Source organism: Leifsonia sp. NPDC056824 (genome assembly GCF_042789575.1).
In the GTDB taxonomy this organism is placed as follows: domain Bacteria; phylum Actinomycetota; class Actinomycetes; order Actinomycetales; family Microbacteriaceae; genus Leifsonia.
Genome location: NZ_JBHUAV010000007.1, coordinates 1 through 26504, shown reverse-complemented (window position 1 = coordinate 26504; position 26504 = coordinate 1). Strand labels below are relative to the sequence as shown.

21 protein-coding genes are annotated in these 26504 nt (G+C 70.4%); 7 read left to right on the top strand and 14 right to left on the bottom strand.

Going from position 1 to position 26504, the window contains the following annotated elements; genetic code table 11:
* Positions 1–9: 9 nt before the first annotated feature.
* Positions 10–1860 (bottom strand): thioredoxin domain-containing protein, encoded by a 1851-nt coding sequence (locus tag ACFRFH_RS19055; RefSeq protein WP_382464562.1) that lies wholly within the window; start codon positions 1858–1860, stop codon positions 10–12.
* Positions 1861–1919: 59 nt separating this feature from the next.
* Here ACFRFH_RS19055 and ACFRFH_RS19050 point away from each other — a divergent pair, with 59 nt between their 5' ends.
* Together ACFRFH_RS19050 and ACFRFH_RS19045 are read left to right on the top strand one after the other, a co-directional pair.
* Complete coding sequence (locus ACFRFH_RS19050; RefSeq protein ID WP_382464561.1) at positions 1920–2753, top strand: aldo/keto reductase; 834 nt, start codon at positions 1920–1922, stop codon at positions 2751–2753.
* Positions 2754–2825: 72 nt separating this feature from the next.
* Positions 2826–3236 carry a hypothetical protein gene (locus tag ACFRFH_RS19045; protein ID WP_382464560.1) on the top strand — a complete coding sequence of 137 codons (411 nt, stop codon included), beginning with the start codon at positions 2826–2828 and terminating at the stop codon, positions 3234–3236.
* A gap of 2 nt (positions 3237–3238) precedes the next feature.
* Here the strand turns inward: ACFRFH_RS19045 and ACFRFH_RS19040 are convergent, their stop codons facing one another.
* The 3 genes from ACFRFH_RS19040 to ACFRFH_RS19030 all read right to left on the bottom strand — a co-directional run bounded on the left by ACFRFH_RS19040 (position 3239) and on the right by ACFRFH_RS19030 (position 5817).
* Positions 3239–4807, bottom strand: coding sequence for a long-chain fatty acid--CoA ligase (locus tag ACFRFH_RS19040; protein ID WP_382464559.1), 1569 nt, complete (start codon positions 4805–4807; stop codon positions 3239–3241).
* A gap of 90 nt (positions 4808–4897) precedes the next feature.
* Positions 4898–5188 carry a transcriptional regulator gene (locus ACFRFH_RS19035; protein WP_382464558.1) on the bottom strand — a complete coding sequence of 97 codons (291 nt, stop codon included), beginning with the start codon at positions 5186–5188 and terminating at the stop codon, positions 4898–4900.
* A gap of 5 nt (positions 5189–5193) precedes the next feature.
* On the bottom strand, positions 5194–5817 hold the full coding sequence (locus tag ACFRFH_RS19030; RefSeq protein ID WP_382464557.1) for a hypothetical protein: 624 nt from the start codon (positions 5815–5817) through the stop codon (positions 5194–5196).
* An 86-nt stretch (positions 5818–5903) separates the two neighbouring features.
* Between ACFRFH_RS19030 and hrpA the strand changes: the two genes are divergently transcribed.
* On the top strand, positions 5904–9767 hold the full coding sequence (gene hrpA / locus ACFRFH_RS19025; RefSeq protein WP_382464556.1) for an ATP-dependent RNA helicase HrpA: 3864 nt from the start codon (positions 5904–5906) through the stop codon (positions 9765–9767).
* Between the two features lie 82 nt (positions 9768–9849).
* Here the strand turns inward: hrpA and ACFRFH_RS19020 are convergent, their stop codons facing one another.
* The 4 genes from ACFRFH_RS19020 to ACFRFH_RS19005 are packed head-to-tail and all read right to left on the bottom strand — an operon-like array spanning position 9850 to position 13324.
* Positions 9850–10593: an SDR family oxidoreductase gene (locus ACFRFH_RS19020; protein WP_382464555.1), complete on the bottom strand. Its 744-nt coding sequence runs from the start codon at positions 10591–10593 to the stop codon at positions 9850–9852.
* 37 nt (positions 10594–10630) lie between these two features.
* On the bottom strand, positions 10631–11383 hold the full coding sequence (locus ACFRFH_RS19015) for an amino acid ABC transporter ATP-binding protein (protein ID WP_382464620.1): 753 nt from the start codon (positions 11381–11383) through the stop codon (positions 10631–10633).
* Positions 11384–11430: 47 nt separating this feature from the next.
* Positions 11431–12417 (bottom strand): amino acid ABC transporter permease, encoded by a 987-nt coding sequence (locus ACFRFH_RS19010; protein ID WP_382464554.1) that lies wholly within the window; start codon positions 12415–12417, stop codon positions 11431–11433.
* A gap of 4 nt (positions 12418–12421) precedes the next feature.
* Positions 12422–13324 (bottom strand): ABC transporter substrate-binding protein, encoded by a 903-nt coding sequence (locus ACFRFH_RS19005; protein ID WP_382464553.1) that lies wholly within the window; start codon positions 13322–13324, stop codon positions 12422–12424.
* A 219-nt stretch (positions 13325–13543) separates the two neighbouring features.
* Between ACFRFH_RS19005 and ACFRFH_RS19000 the strand changes: the two genes are divergently transcribed.
* Positions 13544–14053, top strand: coding sequence for a GNAT family N-acetyltransferase (locus tag ACFRFH_RS19000; protein WP_382464552.1), 510 nt, complete (start codon positions 13544–13546; stop codon positions 14051–14053).
* Between the two features lie 258 nt (positions 14054–14311).
* Here the strand turns inward: ACFRFH_RS19000 and ACFRFH_RS18995 are convergent, their stop codons facing one another.
* From ACFRFH_RS18995 to ACFRFH_RS18985, 3 genes are read right to left on the bottom strand one after another with little or no spacing between them, the layout of a single operon-like run.
* Positions 14312–15775, bottom strand: coding sequence for an aromatic amino acid ammonia-lyase (locus tag ACFRFH_RS18995; protein ID WP_382464551.1), 1464 nt, complete (start codon positions 15773–15775; stop codon positions 14312–14314).
* Position 15776: 1 nt separating this feature from the next.
* On the bottom strand, positions 15777–17078 hold the full coding sequence (locus ACFRFH_RS18990; RefSeq protein WP_382464550.1) for an NtaA/DmoA family FMN-dependent monooxygenase: 1302 nt from the start codon (positions 17076–17078) through the stop codon (positions 15777–15779).
* A 24-nt stretch (positions 17079–17102) separates the two neighbouring features.
* Positions 17103–18125, bottom strand: coding sequence for a PLP-dependent cysteine synthase family protein (locus tag ACFRFH_RS18985; protein WP_382464549.1), 1023 nt, complete (start codon positions 18123–18125; stop codon positions 17103–17105).
* Positions 18126–18244: 119 nt separating this feature from the next.
* Between ACFRFH_RS18985 and ACFRFH_RS18980 the strand changes: the two genes are divergently transcribed.
* Positions 18245–18835 carry an RNA polymerase sigma factor gene (locus ACFRFH_RS18980; protein ID WP_382464548.1) on the top strand — a complete coding sequence of 197 codons (591 nt, stop codon included), beginning with the start codon at positions 18245–18247 and terminating at the stop codon, positions 18833–18835.
* Positions 18832–20439 carry a hypothetical protein gene (locus tag ACFRFH_RS18975; protein WP_382464547.1) on the top strand — a complete coding sequence of 536 codons (1608 nt, stop codon included), beginning with the start codon at positions 18832–18834 and terminating at the stop codon, positions 20437–20439. Before ACFRFH_RS18980 ends, ACFRFH_RS18975 begins: the two co-directional genes overlap by 4 nt.
* Here ACFRFH_RS18975 and ACFRFH_RS18970 read toward each other — a convergent pair whose 3' ends face one another.
* The 3 genes from ACFRFH_RS18970 to ACFRFH_RS18960 form a co-directional block, all read right to left on the bottom strand.
* Positions 20440–21315, bottom strand: a complete 876-nt coding sequence (locus tag ACFRFH_RS18970) for a sulfurtransferase (RefSeq protein WP_382464546.1) — start codon at positions 21313–21315, stop codon at positions 20440–20442.
* A 1-nt stretch (position 21316) separates the two neighbouring features.
* Positions 21317–22306, bottom strand: coding sequence for a ribonucleotide-diphosphate reductase subunit beta (locus ACFRFH_RS18965; protein ID WP_370054308.1), 990 nt, complete (start codon positions 22304–22306; stop codon positions 21317–21319).
* A gap of 128 nt (positions 22307–22434) precedes the next feature.
* On the bottom strand, positions 22435–24921 hold the full coding sequence (locus ACFRFH_RS18960; RefSeq protein WP_382464545.1) for a ribonucleoside-diphosphate reductase subunit alpha: 2487 nt from the start codon (positions 24919–24921) through the stop codon (positions 22435–22437).
* A 284-nt stretch (positions 24922–25205) separates the two neighbouring features.
* On the opposite strand from ACFRFH_RS18960, the gene ACFRFH_RS18955 reads away from it, so the two are divergent.
* A complete protein-coding gene (locus tag ACFRFH_RS18955) occupies positions 25206–26423 on the top strand; it encodes an MFS transporter (RefSeq protein WP_382464544.1) in 1218 nt (405 codons plus the stop codon).
* Positions 26424–26504 lie beyond the last annotated feature (81 nt).

The window sequence follows — 26504 nt, the reverse complement described above, 5'->3', positions numbered from 1 at the left end:
TGAGTCCGCTCAGAGCCCGGCGGGCGAGGTGACCGGGAGCCTGCAGACGAAGTCGCGGCAGAGGTAGGCGGTCGGGAGGCCGTCGCGCGTGCCGCGGGCGGCGAACAGCTCGAATCCCGCGTCCGCCAGCGCCTCACCCTGCGGCGCGTCCACGAGCGCGACCAGGTCGGCGGGATGGCGGCGAGCGGCAGCGATCAGACCCTCGGGATCGTCCGAAGCTCCGTCCGCGCTCACGACGACGAGCTGCTGCGGCTCGCCCTCCAGTCGCGACATCAGCGCCAGCGCAGCGCCGAACGCGCTCGGGACGCCGACGGCCGGGCCTGCCACGAGCCGCATCGCCTCGCGCGCGGCGCGCTCGTAGCGGCGGCTGGCCGTCATCAGGAACAGCGTGTGCGCCGCCGAGGCCGTCGCGGTGAGGCCGGACGGGTACGCGCCCTCCGACGGGTCGACGCGCACGGCGAGGCCGGTCGATCTCAGCAGCGGGTCGCCGCCGCCCGGCACGCCGAACGGACAGTCGCCGCCGTCCACGGCTCCCAGGCACAGGTCGACCAGCTCCCTCGCGGCGGTCGCGGCCTCCACATCGCCGCTCGCGAGCGCCAGCTCCAGGAGGCCGCCGGCGAGGCCGCCGTAGTCCTCCAATGTCGCAGCGGCCTCCGACACGGCTCCGTCGACCGACGCGCGGCCGAGCGTGCCGTCGGGCCGGCGATGCGTCGCGAGCACGGAGCGTGCCGCCTCCCCCGCCGCAGCGATCCAGGCGGGCCGGTTCAGGATGCGCCCCGCGCGGGCGAGCGCGCCGATCGCGAAGCCGTTCCAGCCGGTGAGCACCTTCTCGTCGAGCGCGGGCGGCGTGAGCGTCACGCGCTCGGCCGGCGGCACGCGGTAGTAGCCGCCCTCCACGCGGGCGCCGTCGATCACGCTCTCGGAGTCCTGCGCAGAGGCGAACGCGCCGCCGGGCCGCCGGAGCACGCCGAGCAGGAAGGCCGCGACGCCGTCGGCCGTTCGCTCCGCCCACTCCTCGCCGGTCTGCGCCCACGCGGTGGCGTACGCGTCGAGGAGCTGCGCGTTGTCGTACAGCATCCGCTCGTAGTGCGGGTCGCTCCAGTCGCGCCGGGTGGCGTAGCGGAAGAAGCCGCCGTCGACCGGGTCGCGCAGCGGGGAGTCCGCCATCCGGCGCAGGGTGCGCTGTGCGAGCTCGCGGCCGGCCGGCCGCTCCAGCAGGAAGCCGAGCACCGGGGCGACCGGGAACTTGGGCGCGCCGCCGAAGCCGCCGTACAAGGGGTCCTCGGTCTCGGCGAGCACGTCGACCGCCGCGTCGAGGGCGCGGCCGTCCGGCAGCTCGGAGGCCGTCGTGGCGCGCGCGGCCGCAGCAGCGAGCGCCTCCCCGACCTTGCCCGCGTCGGCCTCCACCTCCGCGCGACGCTCGGTCCACGCGTCGGCCACCGCGTCGAGGATCTGCGTGAACGACGGCCGCCCTCCCGTCGCGACCGGTGGGAAGTAGGTGCCGGCGAAGAACGCCCGCCCCGACGAGGTGGCGAACACGGTCAGCGGCCAGCCGAGTCCTTCGGTGAACGCGCTGGCGGCCGAGAGGTAGGCGGCGTCGACATCGGGATGCTCCTCCCGGTCGACCTTGATCGACACGAACCGCTCGTTCATGAGCGCGGCGACCCCCGGGTCGCTGAAGCTCTCCCGCGCCATGACATGGCACCAGTGGCAGGTCGCGTAGCCGATCGAGACGATGACCGGCACGTCGCGGCGGCGCGCCTCGGCGAAGGCCTCTTGCCCCCACGGGAACCAGTCGACCGGGTTCTCCGCGTGCGCGCGCAGGTAGGGACTGATCGCGCCCGCCAGCCGGTTCGTCATGCGCTCACCCTACGACCCCGGGTCCGGTCGGGGCGCGCGGGCTTGCTATCGTGGACGATATGGTTGCACACGCAAATACTCCGCTCCTGACCCTGAACAACGGCACCACCATCCCGCAGCTCGGCTTCGGCGTCTTCAAGGTCGACCCGGCCGAGACGACCCGCATCGTCACCGACGCGCTGGAGGTCGGCTACCGCCACATCGACACCGCTGCCATCTACGGCAACGAGGAGGGCGTGGGCGCCGCGATCGCCTCCTCCGGCATCCCGCGCGACGAGCTGTTCGTCACGACCAAGCTCTGGAACGACCGGCAGACCGACGCGCAGGCCGCCTTCGACGAGTCGCTCGCCAAGCTGGGCCTCGACTACGTGGACCTCTACCTCATCCACTGGCCGACCCCCGAGAAGGACACCTTCGTCGAGGCGTGGAAGTCGCTGGAGACGATCTACGCCACCGGTCGCGCCAAGGCCATCGGCGTCTCCAACTTCCTCGTCCCGCACCTGGAGAAGCTGCTCGCGAACACCGAGATCGTGCCGGCCGTCAACCAGATCGAGTTGCACCCGGCGCACCAGCAGCCGGAGGTCACTGCGTTCGCGCGCGAGCACGGCATCCACATCGAGGCGTGGGGACCGCTCGGCCAGGGCAAGTACCCGCTGTTCGAGGCCCCGGAGGTCGCCGGCCCGGCCGCCGAGCACGGCAAGACCCCCGCGCAGGTCGTCATCCGCTGGCACCTGCAGACCGGGAACATCGTGTTCCCCAAGTCGAACCGCCGCGAGCGGATGGCGGAGAACTTCGACGTCTTCGACTTCGAGCTGACCGACGCCGAGGTCGCCGCGATCACGGCGATGGAGCGCGAGGGCCGCGTCAGCGCGCACCCCAACGAGGTCAACTGACCCAGTGCTGCTCGTGCGGCGGTGGCGGAGGCGGGTCCTCCGCGACCGCCGCATGGCGGCTAGGCTCGCACCGTGAGAATCACCACGATCACGGGGAAGGTCATCTACGTCGTCGGCGTCTTCGGCGGGATCCTGGCGCTCAACTTCTTCATCATCGACCGCCTCGTCAACCCGGCGCTCGACGTGCTGGTCGTCGCGGTGCTCAACGTGGCCTACGTGATCGTCGGGACCCGCATCTTCCGCGGCGAGGGCGAGAACCGCGAGGACCCGCGACCCTGGTGGCGGGCGACCGGGCGACCGGCGGCGGGATTCTGGCTCGGCGGGATCCTCGCAATCCTGGCCTTCATCTCCTGCGTCGGCGCGCTCGCGAGCAGACCGGAGAACTCGGTCGTGCCCGCGGTGGCGTGCATCAGCTACGCACTGCTCGCCGCGTACTACCTCAACTCCTCCTACCGGCTGCGCCTGCTCGACACCGCGCCGTAGCGCTACCCGACCGGGGTCTGCGTCTCGAAGCGGGCGACGAGCTCGCGCTTGAGCACCTTGCCGCTCGGACCGAGCGGGAGGGCCTCCAGGATCTCCACGCGCCGCGGGTACTTGTACGCCGCCACCCGCTCCTGCGCGAACACGACCAGCTCCTCCCCCGACGCCTCGGAGCCCGGCATCAGCGTGACCGCCGCCATGATCTCCTGGCCGCGCGTGTCGTCCGCGATGCCGAACACCGCAACCAGCGCGACGGCGGGATGCGTGGACAGCGCCTCCTCCACCTCCCGCGGGTAGACGTTGTAGCCGTTGCGGACGATCATGTCCTTCTTGCGGTCCACGATGGTGATGTAGTCGTCGTCGCTCTTCGTGCCGAGGTCGCCGGTGCGGAACCAGCCGTCCACGACCGCCTCCGCGTTGGCCTCCGGGAGGTTGAGGTAGCCCTTCATCAGGTTGTGCCCGCGGATGACGATCTCGCCGAGCTCGCCGCGCGGCAGCAGGTGGATGGCGTCGTCCACCTCCGGGTCCGCGATCTCGACGTCGACGCCCCAGATCGGCTGGCCCACGGTGCCGACCCTGGTCGGCTTCCCGCGGCTGTTGAACGAGGCGACCGGCGAGGTCTCGGTGAGGCCGTAGCCCTCGTGGATGTCGATGCCGTAGACCTCCTTCATCCGTTCGATGACCGCCACCGGGATGGCCGCGCCGCCGCTCAGGCCGTAGCGCAGCGGCGGCCGCTCCGGGTTGGTCTTGGCGGCCTCCAGCAGCGCGATGTACATGGTCGGCACGCCGGTCATGATCGTGCAGCCGTGCGCGTTGAGCAGTTGCAGCGCCGTCGCCCCGTCGAACTTCGGCACGAGCACGATGGTCGCCCCCGCGCGGAAGCCCATGTTCATGACGCAGGTCTGCCCGAAGGTGTGGAAGAGCGGGAGGCAGCCGAGCACCCGGTCGGTCGGCTCGAAGTCGAAGGTGCCGGAGAGCAGGACGTTCACCTGCTCCACGAGGGCGAAATGGCAGCCCTCCGCACCCTTCGGCTTGCCCGTCGTGCCGCTGGTGTAGAGGATGGTCGCGGTGTCCACCGGGTCGCGCGGCACGTACGTGTCGATCGGCTCGGCGCCGGCCGCTGCGTCCTCCAGCCGCGGGAACGGGAGCTGCTCGACCATGTCGTCGGGCACCAGCACCGAGAGCGTGCCGACCCCGGCGAGCGCCGCGCCCTTCGCGCCCTCCGCCAGCAGCGGCGCCGCGCAGATCAGCAGCGTCGACCCGGAGTCCCGCAGCACGTACTCGATCTCGGCCGCTTTGAGCAGCGCGTGGATGGGGACGACGACCGCGCCGAGGGCGAGCACCGCGTAGTAGGCGCGCGGGAAGTCGGGCACGTTCGGGATCATCAACGCCACCCGGTCGCCCGGCCCGACGCCGAGGTCGCGCAGGGCTCCCGCGTAGCGGCGGGTCTGGTCCCAGAGGTCGCGGTAGGCGATCTCCTGGCCGTTGAAGATCAACGCCACGTTGTCGGGCATCCGGTGCGCGGTCTCGGCCAGGATGCTGGCGACGGACATGGTGGCGTAGCCGTGAGGCATGCGGGGCTCCTTCGTCGACGATGACGTGACCCGGTCGGGTTGAGGGAAACCTACGTCACGGTGCACGCGCCCACAATGCCCAGTTCGCGCTCAGGCGCCGAGGATGGAGCGGAGCGTGGCGGTGTAGTCCTCGAACGCGCGGCGGCCGGAGGTGGTCAGCGCGAGGTAGGTGACCGGGACGCGGCCGCGGTGCGTCTTCTCGACCGCCACATAGCCGGCGTCCTCCAGCTTGCGCAGGTGCGTCGCCAGGTTGCCCGCGGTGAGGTCGAGCAGCTCCTGGAGGCGCGGGAACGACATGCTGCCGCCATCCGCGACCGTCGCCAGGGTCGCCGTGATCTTGAGGCGGGCGGCGGCGTGGATGATCGGGTCCAGCTCGTCCACGCCCGTCACCGCCGGGAGCTCGGGTCGCGCAGCGTCCGGAGGGTGATGATCGCGCCCGCCCCGAAGATCACACCGCCCGCGACGGCCATGAGCAGCAGGTTCGGGCCCAGTCCGAGGAACGGCGCGACGGCGCCCACCACCAGCAGGGCGAGGCCGAGGACGAGCTGCAGCCGGTCGTGCCAGATCGCGGAGCCGGCGAGGTAGAGGGTGCCGCACATCAGCGCGTAGGCGCTCGGGAAGTACAGCCCGGCGAAGTCGCCCGCCAGGCCCTGCACGATCATGCCGATGCCGAGCAGCGCGAACGCGACGGAGCACACCGACCAGGAGACGCCGTAGACGGTGCCCGCGTACTGGGACTCCCCGCGTACGCCGCGGCCGATCCGCGAGCCGATCACGGCGGAGGCGACGATCGAGCCGGCGATCAGGACGCCGAAGACGATGCCGGCGGCGACCGGATCGAACACGCCGAGCTGCGCGAGGTAGAGGGCGAGGAAGCCGACCAGCCAGGCCACCGCCCAAACGGTGTACAGCCAGACGACGGGGAGGCGGTATTCACGGCTGACACGACGTTGCTGGCCGTCGATGAGGTCCAGCATCTCCCGCGCGTCGCCGGGCGTGTTCTCGTTCATGCGTACTTTGTAACACAAAGTACTCTGCGTGCACAAGAGTTTTGCGAAAGTGTGGATGTCCTCCGAACGGATAGACTGGAGGGCTCATGTCTGCACCGGTCGCCCTCCCCCGCATCGTCTTCCCGCCCGAGCTGCCCGTCAGCCAGAAGCGGGACGACATCGCGCGCGCGATCCGGGAGAACCAGGTCGTCATCGTCGCCGGCGAGACGGGCTCGGGCAAGACCACGCAGCTGCCGAAGATCTGCCTCGAGCTCGGCCGGGAGAGCATCGGCCACACCCAGCCCCGCCGGCTCGCCGCCCGCACGATCGCCGAGCGCATCGCGGAGGAGCTGGGCCAGAGCGTCGGCGAACTCGTCGGCTACCAGGTGCGCTTCACCGACCGGGTGTCGGCCGCGACCCGCATCAAGCTGATGACCGACGGCATCCTGCTCAACGAGATCCACCGCGACCGGCTGCTGCGCGCCTATGACACGATCATCATCGACGAGGCGCACGAGCGCAGCCTCAACATCGACTTCCTGCTCGGCTACCTGCGCGAGCTGCTGCCGAAGCGTCCCGACCTCAAGGTGATCATCACCTCCGCGACCATCGACCCGGAGAGCTTCGCCGCGCACTTCGCCGCGGCGGACGGTACCCCTGCGCCGATCGTGGAGGTCTCCGGCCGCACCTATCCCGTCGAACTGCGCTACCGTCCGCTCGTCGCCGAGGCGTTGGAGTCGGACGAGGACGACCCGGACCCGGTCCCCGCCGCCGACCGCGATTATCTCCAGGGCATTAACGATGCCCTCGACGAGCTGGCCCGGGAGGCGGCGGGCGACGTGCTCGTGTTCCTCTCCGGCGAGAACGAGATCCGGGACGCCGCCGACGCGATCCGCGGCCGCAACCTCCCGGGCACCGAGGTGCTGCCGCTCTACGGGAGGCTGTCCTCCGCCGAGCAGCACCGCGTCTTCCAGCCCTCCACCATGCCCGGCGTCCGGCGGCGCGTGGTGCTCGCGACCAACGTGGCCGAGACCAGCCTCACGGTGCCCGGCATCAAGTACGTCGTGGACGCCGGCACCGCCCGCATCAGCCGCTACTCCACACGCGCCAAGGTGCAGCGCCTTCCGATCGAGGCCATCTCGCAGGCGAGCGCCAACCAGCGCTCCGGCCGGTCGGGACGCACCAGCGACGGCATCGCGATCCGGCTGTACTCGCAGGAGGACTTCGAGAAACGGCCGGAGTTCACCGAGCCGGAGGTCCTGCGCACCGGCCTGGCCGCCGTCATCCTGCAGATGATCTCGCTCGGACTCGGCGACATCGCCGCGTTCCCGTTCCTGACGCCCCCGGACTCGCGCGGCATCAAGGACGGCCTGGACCTGCTGGCCGAGCTGGGCGCGACCCGCCCGTCCACCCGCTCCGGAGGCATCGAGCTGACCAAGGTCGGCAGCCAGCTCGCCCGGCTACCGATCGACCCGCGGTTCGCCCGCATGGTCGTGGAGTCGAAGCGGCACAACACGTCGCGGGAGGTGATGGCGATCGTCGCCGGCCTCACCATTCAGGACGTCCGCGAGCGCCCGGTCGAGAAGCGCGGCAGCGCCGACGAGAAGCACGCGCGCTTCGTCGACCCGACCAGCGACTTCCTCACCCTGCTGAACCTCTGGAACTACCTGGAGGAGCAGCAGCGCGAGCTCTCCTCCAGCGCGTTCCGGCGGCTGTGCAAGGCCGAATACCTCAACTTCCTGCGCGTGCGCGAGTGGCAGGACGTCTACCGCCAGCTCCGTCAGCTCGCCCGGCCGCTGGAGCTGACCATCGGCGAGCCGTCGGTCGACCCGGACGGCATCCACCGGTCGCTGCTGGCCGGGCTGCTGTCGCACCTCGGGCTCAAAGACATCCGGGAGGCCGGCAACAAGGGCTCCGCGCGCGGCCAGCGCCAGTCCGAGTACCTCGGCGCGCGGCAGACCCGGTTCGTGATCTTCCCCGGCTCGGCGCTCGCCAAGAAGCAGCCGAACGCGATCATGTCCGCCGAGCTCGTGGAGACCTCCCGGCTGTTCGCGCGGATGAACGCGGCCGTCGACCCGGCCTGGGCCGAGCCGATCGCGGGCGACCTCTGCAAGCGGCAGTACAGCGAGCCGCACTGGGAGAAGAGCCAGGGCGCGGTCGTCGCCTACGAGCGCGTCACGCTGTACGGCGTCCCGATCATCCCGCGGCGCCGCGTGCAGTACGCGCGCATCGACGCCGAGCTGTCCCGCGAGCTGTTCATCCGGCACGCGCTCGTGGACGGCGAGTGGGACTCGCGGCAGGCGTTCGAGCGGGCCAACCGGAAGCTGTTGGCCGAGCTGCGCGAGCTGGAGGAGCGCACCCGCCGCCGCGACATCCTCAACGACGACGAGGCTGTGTTCGAGTTCTACGACGCACGCATCCCGGCCGACGTGGTCTCCACGCGCTCCTTCGAGGGCTGGTGGAAGAAGGCGCGCACCGAGACACCCGACCTCCTCACCATGACCGCGGAGGCGCTGCTCGAGGACGACGCGGCCGGCATCGACGAGGAGGCCTTCCCGCCGGTCTGGCGGCAGGGCGACCAGCGGCTCACCCTCCGCTACCGCTTCGAGCCTGGCGCGGAGGACGACGGCGTGACCGTGCAGGTGCCGCTGCCGCTGCTCGCCGGGCTCGTGCCGGACGGCTTCGACTGGCAGGTGCCCGGCCTCCGCCAGGAACTGGTGACCGCGATGATCAAGTCGCTGCCCAAGGCGATCCGCCGCCAGGTCGTGCCCGCCGCCGACTGGGCCAAGCGGCTGCTCGGCGAGCTGTCCAGCGCGGCCGGGATGGACGCCCACGCGGGACGGCGCCCCGCGGCCTCCCTCGCCGAGACGCTCGCCGCCACCATCTCCCGGCAGACCGGCTCCCGGGTCAGCGCAACGGACTTCGACCTGGAGCGGCTGCCCGCCCACCTGCGGCCGACCTTCCAGGTGGTCGGCGAGCGCGGCCGCCCGGTCGCGAGCGGCAAGGACCTGATGGAACTGCAGGAGCGGCTGCGCTCGCGCGCCCGCGACTCGGTCGCCCGCGTCGCGGAGGCGCGCACGCCCGACGCGATCGAGCGCTCCGGCCTCACCACCTGGGACCTGGAGGAGCTGCCCCGCCACCTCGATACGACGCAGAAGGGTCCGGGCGGCACGGTCAACACCATCCGCGCCTACCCCGCACTGGTGGACGACGGCGCGAGCGTCAGCATCCGGCTGATGTCGACACCGACCGAGCAGGCGCGGGCGCTGCCCGGCGGAGTCAGGAGGCTGCTGCTGGCGAGCATCCCGTCGCCCGTCGCGTACGTGCAGCAGCACCTGACCGCCAACGAGAAGCTGACGCTGGCGGCGAGCCCGTACCCGAACACGAAGGCGCTGTTCGACGACTGCCTGCTCGCGGTGATCGACTCGGTGCTGTACCGGATGAAGCCGGACGGCCAGCTCTTCATGCGCGCAGAGTTCGAGGCGGTCCGTGACCGGGTGTCCGGGGTCGTGATGGACTCGATGTTCGAGACGGTCGCGCTCGTCACCCGCATCCTGACCGCGGCGCGCGCCGCCGAGAAGGCGATCGGCGGGACGACGGCGCTGGCGTACCTGCCGTCGCTCAACGACGCGAAGACACAGCTCGGCGGCCTGGTCTATCCGGGCTTCGTCTCGGCGACCGGCCTCGTCCAGCTCGCGCACCTGCCGCGCTACGTGAACGGGATCACCCAGCGCATGCAGGCGCTGCCGACCAACCCCGGCCGCGACCGCGCCTGGCAGACGCAGGTGGAGACCGCGACCGCGCTCTACACGGAGGCCGGCGGCCGCATCCCGCCCGCCGCGCACGCGCCCGAGAACCTGACGCACGCGCGCTGGATGCTGGAGGAGTTCCGCGTCTCCCTCTTCGCGCAGTCCCTCGGCACCGCCGAGACCGTCTCCCTCCAACGCATCCGCAAAGTGCTCGCCGGCTGACCGCGCAATCCGTTCCGGAGTTGTGTACGCAACACGCCGTCGATGGGCGTACACAACTCCGGAACTGATGGCTGGGGGGGCGTCACACGGGGAGGTGGAAGCCGCCGTTCGAGTGGAGGAGCTGGCCGTTGAGCCAGCCGCCGGACGGGGACAGCAGGAACGCGACGAGGTCGGCGGTGTCCTGCGGACGGCCGAGGCGGCCGAGGGCGGTCTCGGCGGCGAGCGTCTCGGCGAGGTCGGGGGTCATCCAGCCGGTGTCGATCGGGCCGGGGTTGATGAGGTTGGCGGTGATGCCGAGGTGGGCGAGCTCCACGGCGGCCGCGATCACGATGCGGTCGAGCGCGCCCTTGCTGGCGCCGTACGGGAGATTGTGCGCGGTGTGATCGCTGGTGAGGGCGACGATGCGGCCCGAGCCCGGGGCATCCACGAACTGCTCGGCGAACGCGCGGATCAGCAGCCAGCTCCCGCGGGTGTTCACGGCGAAGTGGCGGTCGAACGCGGCGACGCTCGTGTCGAGGAGGCCGCTGTCGACGGAGTACGCGTGGCTGCCGACGAGCGCCCGTATCGGTCCCAGCTCGGCGCGCACCCGGCGGACGAGCTCCTGCGGACCCTCCTCGGTCGACAGATCGGCCACGAAGCCGGCCACCCGTGCGCCCGACGCCCCGGCCTCCTCGGCCAGCGCCTCCGCGAAGCCGGGCTCCGGCTCGAGGTCCGCGAACGCGACATCCCAGCCGTCGGCGGCCAGCCGCCGGACGATCCCGGTGCCGATCGCAGCGGGCCGACCGACACCGGTGACCAGGACGAGGGGACGACTGTTCTCGGTCATCCCCTCATCCTGGCAGAGCCGGTACGCATCGGCCGGGCTACAGCACCTTCGACAGGAACGCCTGCGTGCGCTGGTGCTGCGGGTTGGCGAGCACCTCACGCGGGTCGCCGGACTCCACCACGACGCCGCCGTCCATGAAGACCAGCTCGTCCGCCACCTCGCGGGCGAAGCCCATCTCGTGGGTGACGACGACCATCGTCATGCCGGAGGCCGCCAGGCCCTTCATGACATCCAGCACCTCGCCGACCAGCTCGGGGTCGAGGGCGGAGGTCGGCTCGTCGAACAGCATCAGCTTCGGGTCCATCGCCAGCGCGCGGGCGATGGCCACGCGCTGCTGCTGGCCGCCGGAGAGCTGCGACGGGTAGTGGTCGCCCTTGTCCGCGAGGCCGACGCGCACGAGCAGTTCGTTCGCCCGCTCCACGGCCCGCGCCTTCGGCAGCCCCTTGACGCGCATCGGCGCCTCGATGATGTTCTCGAGGGCCGTCATGTGCGGGAACAGGTTGAAGCGCTGGAACACCATGCCGATTTCGCGGCGCTGGCGGGAGGCCTCCTTCGGCTTCAGCTCGTAGAGCTTGTCGCCGTGCTGACGGTAGCCGACCACCTGGCCGTCGACCGACAGCCGGCCGGCGTCCACGCGCTCCAGGTGGTTGATGCAGCGCAGGAAGGTGGACTTGCCCGAGCCGGACGGGCCGATGATGCAGAGCACCTCGCCCGGACGCACGGAAAGCGAGATGGACTTGAGCACCTCGTTGGAGCCGAAGCTCTTGGAGACCCCCTCGGCCAGGACCATCGGCGTCACGCCGGCCCGCGCGGTGGTGTCCCGTTGCGTCGCGTCGCTCATCCCTTGCCTCCCAGGTTGTTGCCGTCGGGTGCGCCGGCAGCCGGAAGCGCGCCCGTGGCGAGCGCCGGCTCCTTGTTGTCGGGCCGGCGCATGTTGACGCCGCGCGAGAACCGCTTCTCGAGGAAGTACTGGCCCACCATCAGGATCGAGGTGAACAGCAGGTACCACAGCGAGGCGACGATCAGCAGCGGGATCGGCGTGTAGGTGACCGCCGAGATGTCGCGCGCGACACCGTAGAGGTCGGTGGTGAGCGGGATCGCCGCGACCAGCGAGGTGGTCTTCAGCATCGAGATGACCTCGTTGCCGGTCGGCGGGATGATCACGCGCATGGCCTGCGGGATGACGATGCGGGTCATCGTCTGCCACCACGACATGCCGAGGGCCGTGGCGGCCTCCTCCTGGCCGCTGTCGACGGAGAGGAGTCCGGCGCGCACGATCTCCGCCATGTAGGCGGCCTCGTTGAGCGCAAGACCGATGATCGCGATGATGAACGCGTTCTGCATGAAGGCGAGGTCGAAGGTCACGCCGACGCCGGTCCACGGCACGCCGAGGAAGACGTGCGGGTAGATCAGCGAGAACAGGCCCCAGAACACGAGCTGCACGTACACCGGGGTGCCGCGGAAGACCCAGAGGTAGAGCCAGGCGACGGACTTGACGACCGGGTTCGGCGAGAGCCGCATCACGGCCAGCACGAGGCCCAGGATGACGCCGATGACCATCGAGTAGATCGTGAGCTGGAGGGTCACGAGCGCAGCAGCACTGATGCGCCTGTCGAAGACGTACTTGCCGACGTACTGCCAGCCGTAGGCGGAGCGCTGCGAGGCGTCGACGACGAACCAGACGAACAGCAGGACGATCACGACCGCGAACACGATCCGCCACGGGTGACGGAGCTTGATCGCCTTGATCGGCTCGGACGGCGGGGCGCCGGCCGGCGACGGGGCTGCCCCCGTCGCCGGACCGGCAGGAATGCCCTGGGACATCAGGTCAGCTCTTCGACGCTGCGTTGATGTCCGCCTTCGTGACGCTGCCGTCGGCGACACCCCACTTGTCGAGGATCTTCTTGTAGGTGCCGTCGTCGATCAGCGCCTGGATGGTCTTCTGCAGCACCGGCGTCAGGGCGGAGTTCTTGGCGACCGGGATGCCGTAGGGCGCGACGTCGAAGGTCTTGCCCGCGGCCTGGAGCTTGCCGCTCGACTTGGACACTGCGTACAGCGTGACGGGCGAGTCGGCGCTGAGCGCGTCGGCCTTGCCGAGGATGACCGCGTTGGTGGCGTCGTCCTGGTTGTCGTAGCGCAGCGCCTGGATGGCCGGCTTGCCCTTGTCGGTGCAGGCCTTCGACTTGGCGGGGACCTCGTCGGTGTCCTCGAAGGTGGTCGACTGGACGGCGACCTTCATGCCGCAGGCGTTGTCCGGGTCGACGGTCTTGCCCTTGGCGGACGCCCACAGGATGCCGGCGTTGTAGTAGTTGACGAAGTCGACCTGCTTCTCGCGCTCGACCGTGTCGGTGAACGAGGACATCCCGAAGTCGTCCTTGCCTCCGGTGATGCTGGGGATGATGTTGTCGAACTTGGCGATCGCATAGTTGATCTTGAGGCCGAGCTTCTGGCCGATCGCGTTGGTGAAGTCGACCTCCCAGCCGGCGGGGTTGCCGTTGTCGTCCTTGTACTCGTTCGGCGGGTAGGTGTCGTCCATGCCGACGGTGAGGACACCGGCGGACTTGATCTTCGAGGGGACGCTGTTGGCGAGCGAGTCGTCCTTCTTCACGTCGAACGCGGCGCTCGACGCTGAGCCGCTCGACGAGGGGGTGGAGTTGTCGACACAACCGGACAGCGCGAGCGCTGCCACGGCGGCGAGGGCGGCCACGGGGGCCACGGAACGGATGCGCATGATGGTATTTGTCCTTCTTCCTGGTGCAGGGTGTGCAGGAGGGGTAAGGGGAGAATACCCTAGGCCCCACGCGTTATACGCATACTAAATCGCGCGTGAAACGCCAGTTTTCCTGCAAGTTTCGCAGAGATTTCGTCTTTCTTTGCGCGGAATCCGTTGTCTGCGACCCCCGGTGACATCGAATGCGCGCGACGCGCCCTGCCGCGCTAGGGTCGGGTCGTGATCCAACCGCAATCCGGCCTCGCCGCGACGGCTCGCGTGGTCGTCACCCGCCCCGACGATCCGCTCGCCGCACCGCTGGTCGAGGAGCTCTCCCGCGAGTACGACGAACGGTACGGATTCAACGACGGCATCCCGTCCTCGGCGGAGCTGTCGCGCTACCCCGCAGAGCGTTTCACGGCGGAGGAGGGCGGCACGTTCCTGCTGCTGGTGGACTCCGAGGGCGTTCCGGTGGCGGGCGGCGCGTTCATGCGCGAGGACGACGCCACCGTCGAGGTCAAGCGGGTCTGGACGCACTCCGCGTTCCGCCGGCAGGGACTCGCCCGCCGGGTGATGAGCGAGCTGGAGGCCGAGGCGGCCCGCCGCGGCATCGGCACGATCGTGCTCACCACCGGCGCCCGCCAGCCCGAGGCCGTCGCACTGTACATCTCGCTCGGCTACTCGCCCCTCTTCGACCTCGACGGCGACTGGGAGCGCGTCTCGTACCTCGCCTTCCGCAAGGACCTCTAGCGCGCGCCGCGATTCGTGCCGAATGTCGCGATTCGCACCGCCATTCACCACATTCGTGACGAATGTGCCGAATCGCGCGCGGCGCGATTCGGCACGAATGTCGTGATTCGCGGGCGGCGCGATTCGGCACGAAAGTGGCGAATCGCGGTGCCAAACGCGACATTCGGCACGAATGTGGGGAATCGCGGGCGGCGCGATTCGTGACGAATGTGGTGAATGGCGGCGCGGAACGCGACATTCGGCACGAATGTGGGGGGGTCAGCCGAGGAGGAGGGCGCGCTCGGTGGTGCGCACGAGCGCGTCGAGGGCGGGCGCCGCGCCGAGGGCGGCGGTGAGCGCCGCTGCGAGCGGCGCGGTGCCCGCGCCGGTCGGCGTCGCGTCGAGGACGCCGAGCAGGTCGGCGGCGTGCAGGGCCTCGATCGCGAGCACCTCGCTTGTGAGAGCGAGCGAGCGCTGCAGGAGACGGAGCGCCAGCGGCGCGTAGGTGGCGTGATCCTCCACGCCCGACAGCGTCGAGCTGCCGAGCGTGGCCGGTGCGGCGAGCTGGCGCACCTCGGCGACGGCGTCCGCGGCCGCGTACAGCAGGAGGCCGGGGACGCGCGTGCGGCCGTCACGCCGGGCAGGCGCGAGCGCGAGCGAGAGGGCGGCGCTGCGGCGCTCGGACGCCTCCGCGACGTGGGCCAGCGCGAGTCGCAGGCTCTCCAGCGCGAGCGCCAGCGGGAGGGCCTGGAAGTTGCCGCCGGAGACGAGCCGGCCGCTCGGGAGGTCGACGACGGGGTTCTCCGAGCGCGCGGCGAGCTCCACTTCCAGCTCGGTGCGGAGCCGGGCGACGGCCTCCCGCAGCGCGCCGTGGAGTTGCGGCGCCGTCCGGAAGGCGAGCGGGTCCTGGACGCTGACCGTGCGGTCCGTCGCCTCCACCGCGCTGCCGGCCAGCGCCGTGCGGATCGCCTGGGCGGACGCGCGCTGGCCCTCGCCTCCGCGGGCGTCGGCCACGGCCTCGGAGTACGGGCTGAGGTTGCCCGCGGGTCCGTGGGCGGCGACCGCCTCCAGCGACAGCGCGACGACCAGGTCGGCCGCCTCGGCGAGCTGCCGGGCGGCGACGGCGGCGAGCGAGCCGACGCCGATGCTCAGCGCGTTGGCACTCAACGCGCCGAGCGCCTCGTGCGGCGCGAGTTCGATCGGATCCAGGCCGGCGTCCGCGAGCGCTTCCGCAGCCGGCACCTCCGCGCCATCGCGCAGCACGGCCCCGGTGCCCATGACCACGGCGGCGACCTCCGCCAGCGCCGTCAGGTCAGCCGCCCCCACCGATCCCCGCGACGGGATGCGCGGCGTCACGCCCGCGTTGAGCAGCGCCGCGTACGCGTCGGCGAGCTCGGGCCGCACGCCCGCTCCCCCGCGCGTGAAGCCGGCGAGCCGGGCGGCGACCACCGCGCGCGCCTCCGTTTCGGTGAGCGGCTCGCCGACGCCGCCGCGGTGGTTCGCGATGGTGCGGCGCTGGAAGGCCGCCAGCTCGTCGGCCTCCACCGCGTCGTCCCGTCCGGCGCCGAGCCGTCGGTTCAGTCCGTAGACCGGCTCGCCCGACTCGATCGCGCGGTCGACGACGGCGCGGGAGGCCGCGAGCGTCGCGCGGGCGTCGGCGTCGAGCTCGACCGGGGCGCCCTCCGCGACCGCCACGATGTCGGAGACGGTCGGAGACTGCGCGCCGAACCGGACGGGCCGCATGTCAGAAATCGGCCAGGTTCTGCCGCAGCCCGCCGTCCCCGAGCTCGCTCCGCAGCAAACCGCGCCGCCGCAGGGCGGGCACGAGCGGGTCGAGCGTGCGGTGCACGTTGGCCGGGTGCACCTGGCCGGTGAACAGGAACCCGTCGCCGCCGACGGCCTCCCCCAGCTCGCCCAGGTGGTCGGCGACCTCGTCGGCCGTGCCGATGATCGCGAGGCCGTCCTTCTTCGCGCGGGTCTGCAGGATCTCGCGCAGCGTTGAGCCCGCCGGAGCCGACGAGACGAAGTTGTCGAGCGTGCCGCGGTTGCTGTTGGTGGTGACGTCCGGCAGTGGGGCGTCGAGGTCGAAGGTCTTGAAGTCGACGCCGGTCAGGTAGCTGATCGACTGGAGCTGCTCGTCGATCGCGGCCTGCGTCAGCTCGGCGCGCGCGGCGCGGACGCTCGCGGTCTCCTCGGCGTTCGCGGTCAGGATCGGCTGCACCACGAACAGCACCTTCACCGCGTCGGCCGGCCGGCCGTGCTGCACGGCGACCTCCCGGATGCTGTCGCGATGCTCCCGCATCCGCTCTGCGGTGGAGGCCAGCGCCAGCACCACGTCCGAGTTCTTGCCTGCGAAGTCGCGGCCGCGGCCGGACGCGCCCGCCTGCACCATGACCGGGTCCTCCGCCGCCGGCGCGGTGTTGAGCGGCCCGCGGACGCGGAAGAACCGGCCCTCGTGGTCGATCGTGTGCACCTTGCGGTAGTCGGCGAAGACGCCGCCCGCCACGTCCTCGACGATGGCGTCGGGCTCCCAGCTCCGCCAGAGCTTGCGGACGACGTCCACCCACTCGTCGGCGCGGTCGTAGCGGAGGTCGTGCTCGACCTGCTTGTCGAGGCCGTAGTTCTGCGCGGCGAGGTCGGAGCCGCTGGTCACGACGTTGAAGCCGAGCCGGCCTCCCGCGAAGTGCTGGAGGGTGCTCAGTAGGCGCGCGGCGGTGAACGGCTCGTAGAAGCTCGCGCTCAGCGTCGGCACGATGCCGAGCCGGGAGGTCGCCCCGAGCAGGTAGGGCACGAGGGGCAGCGGGTCGTGCTTCGGGACGAAGCGCGCGGCGGCGAGGTTCACCTCGGCCGAACCGCCGTAGGTGTCGGGCACGGCGACGCCGTCCTCGATGATGAAGAGGTCGAAGCCGGCGCCCTCGAAGGCGCGCGCGGCGTCCTGGTAGACCGGCGGCTGCTTCCAGTCGTAGCCGACGCCGTAGCTCGGGTCGCCCCAGCCCTGGACGCCGAAGCCCGCGCCGAGGAACCAGCCGAAGTGGAGGAGTGCCATGTGATCCTTGTGTCAGTCAGTCAGTCAGTCGACGCCGACGCCCGCGGCGGTCAGCCAGTCCGCGTCGTAGGCCTTCGTCAGGTAGTTGGTGCCGCCGTCCGGGGCGATCGCCACGATGACCGATCCGGGCCGCGCCTCCCGCGCCACCCGGAGGGCCGCCGCGACGGCGAGCGCCGACGACGGTCCGAGCAGCAGCGCCTCCTCGGCGGCGAGCCGGCGGAGCGTGCGGTAGACCACACCATCCTCGACCGTGTGCACCTCGTCCACCACCCCCCGGTCGAAGGTCTGCGGCCAGAATTCGCGCGGCCACGCGGTCCCGACCCCGTCGATCAGGATGCGGCCGGCCGCTCCCCCGTCGTAGGTCGAGCCCGCCGGGTTGGCGCCGTGCACCTCGACGGCGCCGCCGCTGACCTCCTTGAGGTAGCGTCCGGTGCCGCTCACGGTGCCGCCGGTGCCGATGGCGGCCACGAAGTGCGTGACCCGGCCCGCGGTCTGCCGCCAGATCTCCGGCCCGGTGCCGCGGTAGTGCGCCTCCGGGTTGGCGGTGTTCGCGAACTGGGCCGGGCGCCACGCGCCGGGCGTCTCGGCGGCGATCCGGTCGGCGACCGCGCGCGGGTTGGCGGGGTCGTCGGGCCCGGCCTCCCAGTCGGCCTCAACCAAGCGCGCGCCGTAGGCCGCGAGGACCTTGCGCTTCTCGTCGGAGATGTCGGAGGCGTGGACGATGACGACCGGGTGCCCGGTGAGCCGGCCGATCAGCGCCAGGCCGATCCCGGTGTTGCCGCTGGTGGCCTCCACGATCGTGCCGCCAGGGGCCAGCGCGCCGGCCGCCTCCGCGGTGCGGATCATGTTGAGCGCGATGCGGTCCTTGGACGAGCCGCCGGGGTTGCGGCCCTCCAGCTTGACCAGGACCCTCACGTCGAGCCCGGACGGGAGGGCGTGCAGCTCGACGATCGGGGTGTTGCCGATGAGCGCCGCCGCCGAGTCGCACACCTCGCCCAGCGGGAGGTTCCCGGGGGCGGAGGAGGGGATCAGGTCGAGCGCGGTCATGGAGGAACGATAGGCCCGTGCGCTGGGAAGCGCACGGGCTGTTTCGACGTGTTACACCGTGCGGCCGGCGTCCGCCGCGCCATGATGGAACCTTTCGGGCCGATCGGACACTAGGGGATATGAACAACGCCGGATCGGACGAGGCGGACGCCTGGTCCCGAGCGCGTCACGGGGACCCCGACGCGTTCACCCTCCTCTTCGACGCGCATCGCGATCGCGTCTTCGGCCACGCGCTGCGACTCGTCCGGCAGCCTCACGACGCCGAGGACGTCACCGCGATGGTCTTCCTGGAGGCCTGGCGCCGTCGCGACGCCGTGCGGGTGGTGGACGGCTCGATCATCGCGTGGCTGCTGGTCACGGCGAACAACACCGTCCACAACCTCGAACGCAGCAAGCGCCGCCACCGGGCGGCCCTCGCCCGCATGCCCGAACCGGCTCACGAGCCCGATCACGCCGACGGCGTCGTGGCCGGCCTCGACAACCGGGATCGCGACCGGCGCGTCCGCGACGCCTTCGCCCACCTGTCCGCCGCCGACCAGAACGTCATCACGCTCTGCGTACTGGAGGAGCTTCCGCTCGCCGAGGCGGCACGCACCCTCGGCGTCCCGCTCGGCACGATCAAATCCCGGCTCTCCCGAGCCAAGCGTCGTCTCGGCGACCTCGCGCTTGCCCCTGCCACGACCCCCGCCCTCGAAGGAGGTGCAGAATGACCGCCACCGGCCCCGTCTTCGACCCGGCGCGCAGCGCCGCCCTCCGCGACATCCTCCACGAGACCGTCGCGAACGCCCCTGCCCGTCCCGCCCGCCTCCGTTTCGCGCTCGTCGCCGGCCTGGTCGGGGCCGCCGCCCTCCTCGCCGGCGGAACCGCCGCGCTGGCGATCAGCGGAGTGCTGCACTTCGGCTCGCCGGAGCCCGCGCCTGCGCCCGCGCCGACACCGAGCTCCACGTCCACCCCGACCCCCACAGCGACGCCGACGCCGACGCCGTCCACCCTGCCGATCGCCGTCCAGACCACGCCGATCGAGCGGCACGACGTGAACGAACTCGCAGCAGCTCCCTGGTCCGTGGACCTCCCCGGCACGGGACGGAGCTGCGAGCAGCACCACGTCTACGACGTCGCGGACGGCCTCGCGCTCGTCCAACTGGGCGCCAACGTCGTGGGCGACGGCTCCCCCGATTGCCAGGACGATCTGCAGCACGTGGCGGTGTCGCTCGTGGACACGAAGCACGGCACTGTGCTGTGGTCGCGGGAGTGGACGTGGCACGCTCAGCCGCTCTACGACGTCGATGTCATCGTGCTCGGGACGTCAGGACGCGTCCTCGTCGCGGACGCGGCCCTCGGAGGCGGACCTCACGACGTCCTCGATCTCGTCACCGGAGCGACCGTGGGGAACTTCGCAGGCACAGTCAACGACCGCTTGATCGATGTCGTGCCCGTGCCAGGCGACTCGGGCGACATCATCATGAGTACGGGGAAGACCATCGTCCGGGCCGACCCCCGCGACGTGAGCTCGACCCGTTGGTCGACCCCCGCCCCCGGAAAGAGCGCCTATGTGTTTCCGTTCGGGGGTGGCGCGAACTTCGCTCCGGTCAGCATCGCGAACTCGCCTGATTCGGCAGGCAACCCGTACGACTTCGCCCGCATCGACGCAACGACCGGACGTCTGGACTCCGGATGGAACGACTCCTCCCTGATCCAGGGCGCGTCCACCAGGGTGGCGATGTCCGGTTACGACAGCGTTGGGCACCCCTCCCTGCTGACAGGTCTCGACCCTTCCGGAGGATCGATCTGGACGAAGCAGCTCCCGCCCACCGCTTACGTCGTCCCCGTCCACGCGATGGACGGCGTCGCCGGGGCGGACGTCACCTACCCCACCGCATCCGATCTCCTCGCTGTGCTTTCCGGTTCCGACTTCACCGTCGTCGACGCTGCCAGCGGAACAACCCGGTGGTCCGCGTCTGCGGCCCGGTGCGGTCTGGACTCGTCACGACCTATGCCCCTCACCGAGGTCGTCCTGGACGCGGCGCACGACGACCTCATCGTCGTGATCGGCACCACGAAGACGTGCACCTTCGCGGCATCGACGGGCGCGCCTCATCCGCTTCCGGATGTGCCGAGCGGGACCGGGACAGGGTTGCTCTTCGGACCTGCGAACACCTATGCGGTCGCACCCCAGTCGAACGAAAGCACCATCACTGCATTCGACCGGCAGTCGGGCGCGGAGCTGTGGCGAATGAACTACCCGGGCGGCGCGTACTTCGCCGGAGGCTACCTGGTGACGCTCACCGGCCACCGGCTGACAGGGCTGGGCTGATCAGCCGCCGACGGCCACCGGGCGCGACGGATCGTTCGACCAGGCCGAGAACGAGCCGGGGTAGAGCGCGGGCATCGGCAGGCCGGCGGCCTCCATCGCGAGAGCGACGTGGGCGGCGGTGACACCGGAGCCGCAGTAGACGCCGGTCCGCGTCTCCGGGCCGGCGCCGAGCGCGGCGAATCGGGCGGCGAGCTGATCCGGCGGCAACAGCCGGCCGTCCGGCCCGATGGTGTCGGCGGTCGGAGCGCTCACGGCGCCCGGGATGTGCCCCGCGCGCGGATCGATCGGCTCGACCTCGCCGCGGAACCGCTCACCGGCGCGCGCGTCGAGCAGCACTCCGCCTGCCGGAAGCGCGGCGGCGGCGTCCGCGTCGAGCGTCGGGAGGCTCCCGTACGAGAGCTGGACCGTCCCGGGAACGGGAGCCGAACTGCCCGTGTCGAGGCCGCCGCCGAAGGCGACCCACGCGGACAGGCCGCCGTCGAGAACGCGCACGTCCTCGAACCCGGCGTGGCGCAGCAGCCACCAGAGCCGCGCGGCCGACGTGCCCGAGACGTCGTCGTAGACGACGACGCTGTCCCCGTCGTTCACGCCCCACCGGCGCGCGGACGCCTGGAACGCCTCAATGTCCGGCAGCGGATGCCGCCCGTCCGTCGGCAGGCCGTGCCCGGCCAGCTCGGTGTCCAGGTCGACGTATACCGCTCCGGGAATGTGCCCCTTCGCGAACTCCTCGGCCCCGGGAGGGCCGCCGAGCTTCCAGCGCACATCGAGTACCCGCAACGTCGACCGCCGCCGGCCGGCGCCGCTCCACAGGGACTCGGTCCCTGAAGCGGCGTCCAGCGCGGCGGCAGTGATCAGCGGAGAGTTCCGCATCGTCATCTCAGTGACCGCTCGACGCCTTCGCGTTCGACTCGTACGAGGTGTTGGTCGACTCGAAGAAGTTGACCAGCTCGAGCGTGTCGTTGGCGGTCGCCATCCACTTGGCCGGGTTGGAGACCTTGTACTCGGCCTCGAAGCCGAGCTCCTCCAGGCGGCGGTCGGCCAGGTAGCGGACGTACTGGTTGATGTAGTTGGCGTTCAGGCCCAGGATGCCGCCCGGCAGGAGGTCGCGGTTGTACTGCTCCTCCATCTCCACGGCGTCGAGGATCATCTGGCGGATCTCGTTGGCGAACTCCGGCGTCTGCAGGTCGGGGTTCTCCTCCAGCACCGTCAGGATGAGGTTGATGCCGAACTTGAGGTGCAGCGACTCGTCGCGCACCACCCAGTCGATCAGCGAGCCGAAGTTGCGCAGCAGGTTCCGCTGGCGGAACGACAGCGCCACCATGAAGCCCGAGTAGAACCAGATGCCCTCGAGGATCACGTTGTAGGCCACGAGGTTGCGGATGAAGTCCTGCTTGCCCTCGGTCGTCGTGATGTCGAGCGTCTGCTCGGTCATCCGCTTGATGAAGCCGACCTCGAACTCCTCCTTGCGCGCCATCGACGGGATGTCGACGTGCGAGTTGTAGGCCTGCTCGCGGTCGATCGGGAACGTCTCCAGGACGTACTCGAACGACATGCAGTGGTTGGCCTCCTCCCACATCTGCTTGGCGAGGTAGAGGTGCGCCTCGGCCGCGTTGATGTAGGGGTAGACGCCGAACGCCAGCGCCTTGTTCACCAGGAGCTCGTTCGGGTTGAAGTAGCTCATCAGGAAGGTGACCGCGTGACGTTCCTCGTCGGTCATCCGCTTGAAGTCCGCGATGTCCTCGCCGAGCTGGATCTCGTTGGGGAACCAGGTGTTCGCGACGGCCTGGTCGTAGAGGTCCATCGCCCACTTGTACTTCACCGGCTTGAGGAGGAGGCCCTCCTCGATTCCCGTTCCCAGGATGCCCATCTTCGTCTCTTCTCTATCGTCTACGGCGGCGCCCGATTCTCTTGGAGGACTCTACTGGCAGGACTCGCACTGGAGGTCGTCCATCGGGTCGACCGGCACGTAGTACTCCTCGATCTTGGTGCTGTTCATTACTTCTCACCACCCGCGGGGGTGTTGGAGGTCAGGCCGCCGAAGCCGAACCCGCGACGGGCGGGAGCAGCCGCCGGAGCGGTCTCGGTGACGGCGGGGGCGACAGCAGCGCCGGCGCCCACCGTGGCGAAGCCGGTGCGGGCTCCCGAGATCTCCTCGGCCTTGTTGACCTTGACGGTCGACTGCTCGGCCTGGTGACGCGGCTTCATGTGCAGGTAGTAGGTCGTCTTGACGCCCTTCTCCCACGCGGCGTAGTAGATGTCCATCATGTCGCCGAGGTCGCGCGTCTCGAGGTACATGTTGCGGCTGATCGCCTGGTCGATCCACTTCTGGGCGCGGGCTGCGACCTCGATGAAGGCGTACGGCGAGAGCTGGAAGCTGGTCTTGAACGTGGCCTTGATCTCGTCCGGGATCGCCGCGATGCCCTGGATGTCGCCCTGCGAGCGCAGGATCGCCTCGCGGACGTCCTGCCAGATGCCGCGCTCCTGCAGCGTCTCGACCAGGTTGCGGTTGACCTCGAGGAACTTTCCCGAGGAGGTCGACCGGCTGAAGATCTGCGAGAACTGCGGGTCGAAGCCCGGCGTGGTGCCGGCGACGAGGCCGATGGAGGCCGTGGGCGCGATGGCCATCAGGGTGGCGTTGCGCATGCCGCCCTTGACCTTCTCGCGCAGGCGGTCCCAGTCGAGGCGGGTGGTGCGGTCGACCGTGATCGGGAGGCCGCGGTCGGCTTCCGTCAGCGCGATCGAGTCGAACGGCACCAGGCCCTGCGACCAGCGCGAGCCCTCGAAGTTCGGGTACGCGCCGCGCTCCTGGGCCAGGTCGGCGCTCTCGTCGATCGCCGCGTACGAGACGTGCTCCATGATCTCGTCGATCAGGGCGTACGCCTCCTCGCTCTCGTAGCTGAAGCCGAGGCGCTCGACGATGTCGGTGAAGCCCATCACGCCCAGGCCGATCGCGCGGTTCTGCTGGTTGGAGAAGTCGGCCTCGTCCACGCTGGACACCGTGATGTCGATCAGGTTGTCGAGCTGGCGGACGGCCTGGCGGGCGCTCGCCTCGATGCGCTCCCAGTCCATCTTGCCGTCGACGAGGTGACGCGACAGGTTGATGGAGGCCAGGTTGCAGACGGAGACGTTGTCGCGGTCCTGCGGCAGCGTGATCTCGGTGCAGAGGTTGGAGAGGTGGATCGTGCCCGTGTTGTTGTTGAGGGCGCGGTTGTTGATGGTGTCCTTCCAGGTCAGCCACGGGTGGCTGGTGGTCTGCAGGCTCATCAGGATGTCCTTGAACTGCGAGCGGGCGCTGATCTTCTTGAACATGTGCAGGCGACCGGCCTCGGCCTCGCCGACGTAGAACGCGTAGCGCTCGGAGAACGCCTTGCCGTACAGCTCGTTGAGGTCGGCGACCTCCAGCGGGTCGAAGAGGTACCAGTCCTCGTCGTTCTGGACGCGCTTCATGAACTCGTCGCTGATCCACACCGCGGTGTTGGCGGTGCGGGTGCGGCGGTACGGGTCGCCGGAGTTCTGGCGGAGGTCGAGGAACTCCGGGAAGTCCATGTGCCAGTTCTCCATGTAGAAGCACAGGGCGCCGAACTTCTTGCCGCCCCGGCTGACCGCGCGCAGCACCGAGTCGATCGTGTGCATGAACGGGATCGGGCCGGTGGAGGTGGTGTTGTTGGAGCGGATGGGCGAGCCCTGGGCGCGCAGCTTGGTGACCGCGAGGCCGATGCCGCCGGTGCCCTTGGTGAGCCACATGACGTCGCGGACCGACTTGGCGATGTGCTCGATGTCGTCCTGCATCTCCATGACGAAGCAGTTGGAGAGCTGCGGGTAGGCAGTGCCCGCGTTGACGAGCGTGGAGCCCGCGGCCAGGTACTCCAGGTTGGACATCTTGTCGTAGAACGCGAGGGCGTGCGCGGTCGGGTCGGCTTCGTTGAGGGAGAGGCCCATCGCGATGCGCATCCAGAAGTACTGCGGCACCTCGAGGGAGTCGCCGTTGCGCGCCTTGATGCCGTAGCGGTTGTTGAGGGTGACGACGCCGATGTACTTGAGCAGCTCGTCGCGCGACGGGTCGAGGGAGCCCGCGAGGCGGTCGAGGTCGAAGAGGGTCGTGAAGCGGGAGTCGAGGAGGGTCTCGGAGACGCCCCGCTCGATGTAGCCGCGGAAGTGGGAGGTGTGCAGCTCGGTGAGCTCGTCGAGGGTCGCGTAGTCGCCGAGGACGCGCTTGTAGATCGTCTTGAGGAGGAGGCGCGCGGCGACGGTGTCGAACGCCGGGTCGTCCTTGACGTTCTGGAGGGCGACCTGGATGACCGCCTCGTCGAGCTGCTGGGTGGTGATCCCGTCGAAGAGGGTCAGCTCCAGCTCGCTGGCGATCTGGGTCACCCAGGTGATGTTCTCGTCCAGACCGGCGGCGGCGTGCTCGATGGCCAGGTTGATCTTGTTGGCGTCGTACGGCTCGCGCTCGCCGTTCCGCTTCACAACAGTGATAGCCACTTTCTCTCCCTCTGTTTACCTCAACGGTGCCGCTCCGGTGAGCGGCGAAGTCCCTGCGGCGGGGTGAGCGGAGCGCTCCGAAAACCTCGTATCGAGGCCTCGGGTGCCGATCGGACCCCCTGTCGCGTCCACCACTATATAGCCGGGTGCCGACATTTCCATGCCCCCATATCTAGTGGGCGTGTCATCCACAGATGTGCAGAAGTTATGCACATTTCCACACCCCCTCGAATGGGTTTCACGACCCTTCCACGATCGAGCCGGACCGATAGAGTGAGCAGACTGTGAGCAGCTACTCGAGCCTTCTGAAGACGCCAGGCGTCGCGCGGATCATCGCCGCGCAGCTGACGGCGCGCTTCCCGTTCGGGATGCTCTCGCTGGCGTTCCTGCTGCACATCGAGCGCATCCACCACTCCTACGGCGCGGCCGGGCTCGTGCTCGGCGCGATGAGCATCGGGCAGGCCATCGCCGGCCCGATGACCAGCCGGTTGATGGGCGTGGTCGGGATGCGCGTGGTGCTGTGGACGACGCTCGCGCTGTGCTCGGCCGCCGTGGCCGCGATCGGCATCGTCGTGATGCCCATCCCGCTCACGATGGCGGTGGCGTTCTTCGCCGGGCTTAGCATGCCGCCCATCCAGCCGGCCGTGCGGACCATCTACCCGAAGATGGTCAACTCGCGGCAGCTCACCCCGCTGTTCTCGCTCGACGCGTCCGCCCAGGAGATCATCTGGATCGCCGGCCCGGTCGCGATCACGTTCGTGTCGACGCAGATCGGCACCGTCGAGGGCGTCCTGATGTCGGTGGCGATCATGCTGCTCGGCGGCGCCTGGTTCATCTCGTCGCCCGAGGTCGGCCGGGTGCGCATCCCGCGCAGCAAGCGGCGGTTCGGGGTGGTGCTGGCGCGGCCTCCCGTGCTGCTGGCGACCGTGGTCGGCTTCCTGCTCATCGGCTCGTGCGCGGCGGTGGAGGCCGGGGTCGTCGCGAACTTCGGCGAGGGCTCGCCGTTCGCCGGCATCGTGCTGGCGATCTGGTCGCTGGGCTCGCTGGTCGGCGGGCTCGCGTTCGGGCACATCCCGATCGGGCCGTGGGCGACGGCGCGCCGCATGCTCATCGTGTTCGTCGGCGTCGTCATCTCCACGTTCATGCTGTGGTCGTGGTGGGGGCTGTCGCTGTCGCTGATCATCGCGGGCCTCGGCATCGCGCCCGCGCTGGCCGTGCTGTTCGCGATCGTGTCGGCGAGCGTCAAGTTCTCCGACACGGCGGAGGCGTACGGCTGGGTCGGCACCGGCCAGCTCATCGGCGCGGCTCTGGGCTCCGCGCTCGCGGGGTTCCTGATCGACGCTCAGGGGCCGGTCGGCGCGTTCTGGGTGGCGGGCGCGTTCGCGCTGGTCGGGTTCGTCGTGCCCGCGCTGGCGTGGCGCGTCCACCCCGACCTCCGCGGCCGCGACGCCTCCCCCATCCCCGACACCGAGCCCGTCCCCGTCCAGCCATCCTCGCGATGAAGCACCTCGCCGTCGTCGCCAACGTCGGCCACTTCGACAACGAGATCGACATGGCCTCCCTGGAGGCGCTGCCCGGCGCAG

What these genes read in the sequence shown, in the direction of transcription:
- ACFRFH_RS19055 (WP_382464562.1), bottom strand. Translation starts at nt 1,860, where the DNA reads ATGACGAACCGGCTGGCGGGCGCGATCAGTCCCTACCTGCGCGCGCAC.
- ACFRFH_RS19050 (WP_382464561.1), top strand. Translation starts at nt 1,920, where the DNA reads ATGGTTGCACACGCAAATACTCCGCTCCTGACCCTGAACAACGGCACC.
- ACFRFH_RS19040 (WP_382464559.1), bottom strand. Translation starts at nt 4,807, where the DNA reads ATGCCTCACGGCTACGCCACCATGTCCGTCGCCAGCATCCTGGCCGAG.
- ACFRFH_RS19030 (WP_382464557.1), bottom strand. Translation starts at nt 5,817, where the DNA reads ATGAACGAGAACACGCCCGGCGACGCGCGGGAGATGCTGGACCTCATC.
- hrpA (WP_382464556.1), top strand. Translation starts at nt 5,904, where the DNA reads ATGTCTGCACCGGTCGCCCTCCCCCGCATCGTCTTCCCGCCCGAGCTG.
- ACFRFH_RS19020 (WP_382464555.1), bottom strand. Translation starts at nt 10,593, where the DNA reads ATGACCGAGAACAGTCGTCCCCTCGTCCTGGTCACCGGTGTCGGTCGG.
- ACFRFH_RS19015 (WP_382464620.1), bottom strand. Translation starts at nt 11,383, where the DNA reads ATGGTCCTGGCCGAGGGGGTCTCCAAGAGCTTCGGCTCCAACGAGGTG.
- ACFRFH_RS19010 (WP_382464554.1), bottom strand. Translation starts at nt 12,417, where the DNA reads ATGTCCCAGGGCATTCCTGCCGGTCCGGCGACGGGGGCAGCCCCGTCG.
- ACFRFH_RS19005 (WP_382464553.1), bottom strand. Translation starts at nt 13,324, where the DNA reads ATGCGCATCCGTTCCGTGGCCCCCGTGGCCGCCCTCGCCGCCGTGGCA.
- ACFRFH_RS18995 (WP_382464551.1), bottom strand. Translation starts at nt 15,775, where the DNA reads ATGCGGCCCGTCCGGTTCGGCGCGCAGTCTCCGACCGTCTCCGACATC.
- ACFRFH_RS18990 (WP_382464550.1), bottom strand. Translation starts at nt 17,078, where the DNA reads ATGGCACTCCTCCACTTCGGCTGGTTCCTCGGCGCGGGCTTCGGCGTC.
- ACFRFH_RS18985 (WP_382464549.1), bottom strand. Translation starts at nt 18,125, where the DNA reads ATGACCGCGCTCGACCTGATCCCCTCCTCCGCCCCCGGGAACCTCCCG.
- ACFRFH_RS18980 (WP_382464548.1), top strand. Translation starts at nt 18,245, where the DNA reads ATGAACAACGCCGGATCGGACGAGGCGGACGCCTGGTCCCGAGCGCGT.
- ACFRFH_RS18975 (WP_382464547.1), top strand. Translation starts at nt 18,832, where the DNA reads ATGACCGCCACCGGCCCCGTCTTCGACCCGGCGCGCAGCGCCGCCCTC.
- ACFRFH_RS18970 (WP_382464546.1), bottom strand. Translation starts at nt 21,315, where the DNA reads ATGACGATGCGGAACTCTCCGCTGATCACTGCCGCCGCGCTGGACGCC.
- ACFRFH_RS18965 (WP_370054308.1), bottom strand. Translation starts at nt 22,306, where the DNA reads ATGGGCATCCTGGGAACGGGAATCGAGGAGGGCCTCCTCCTCAAGCCG.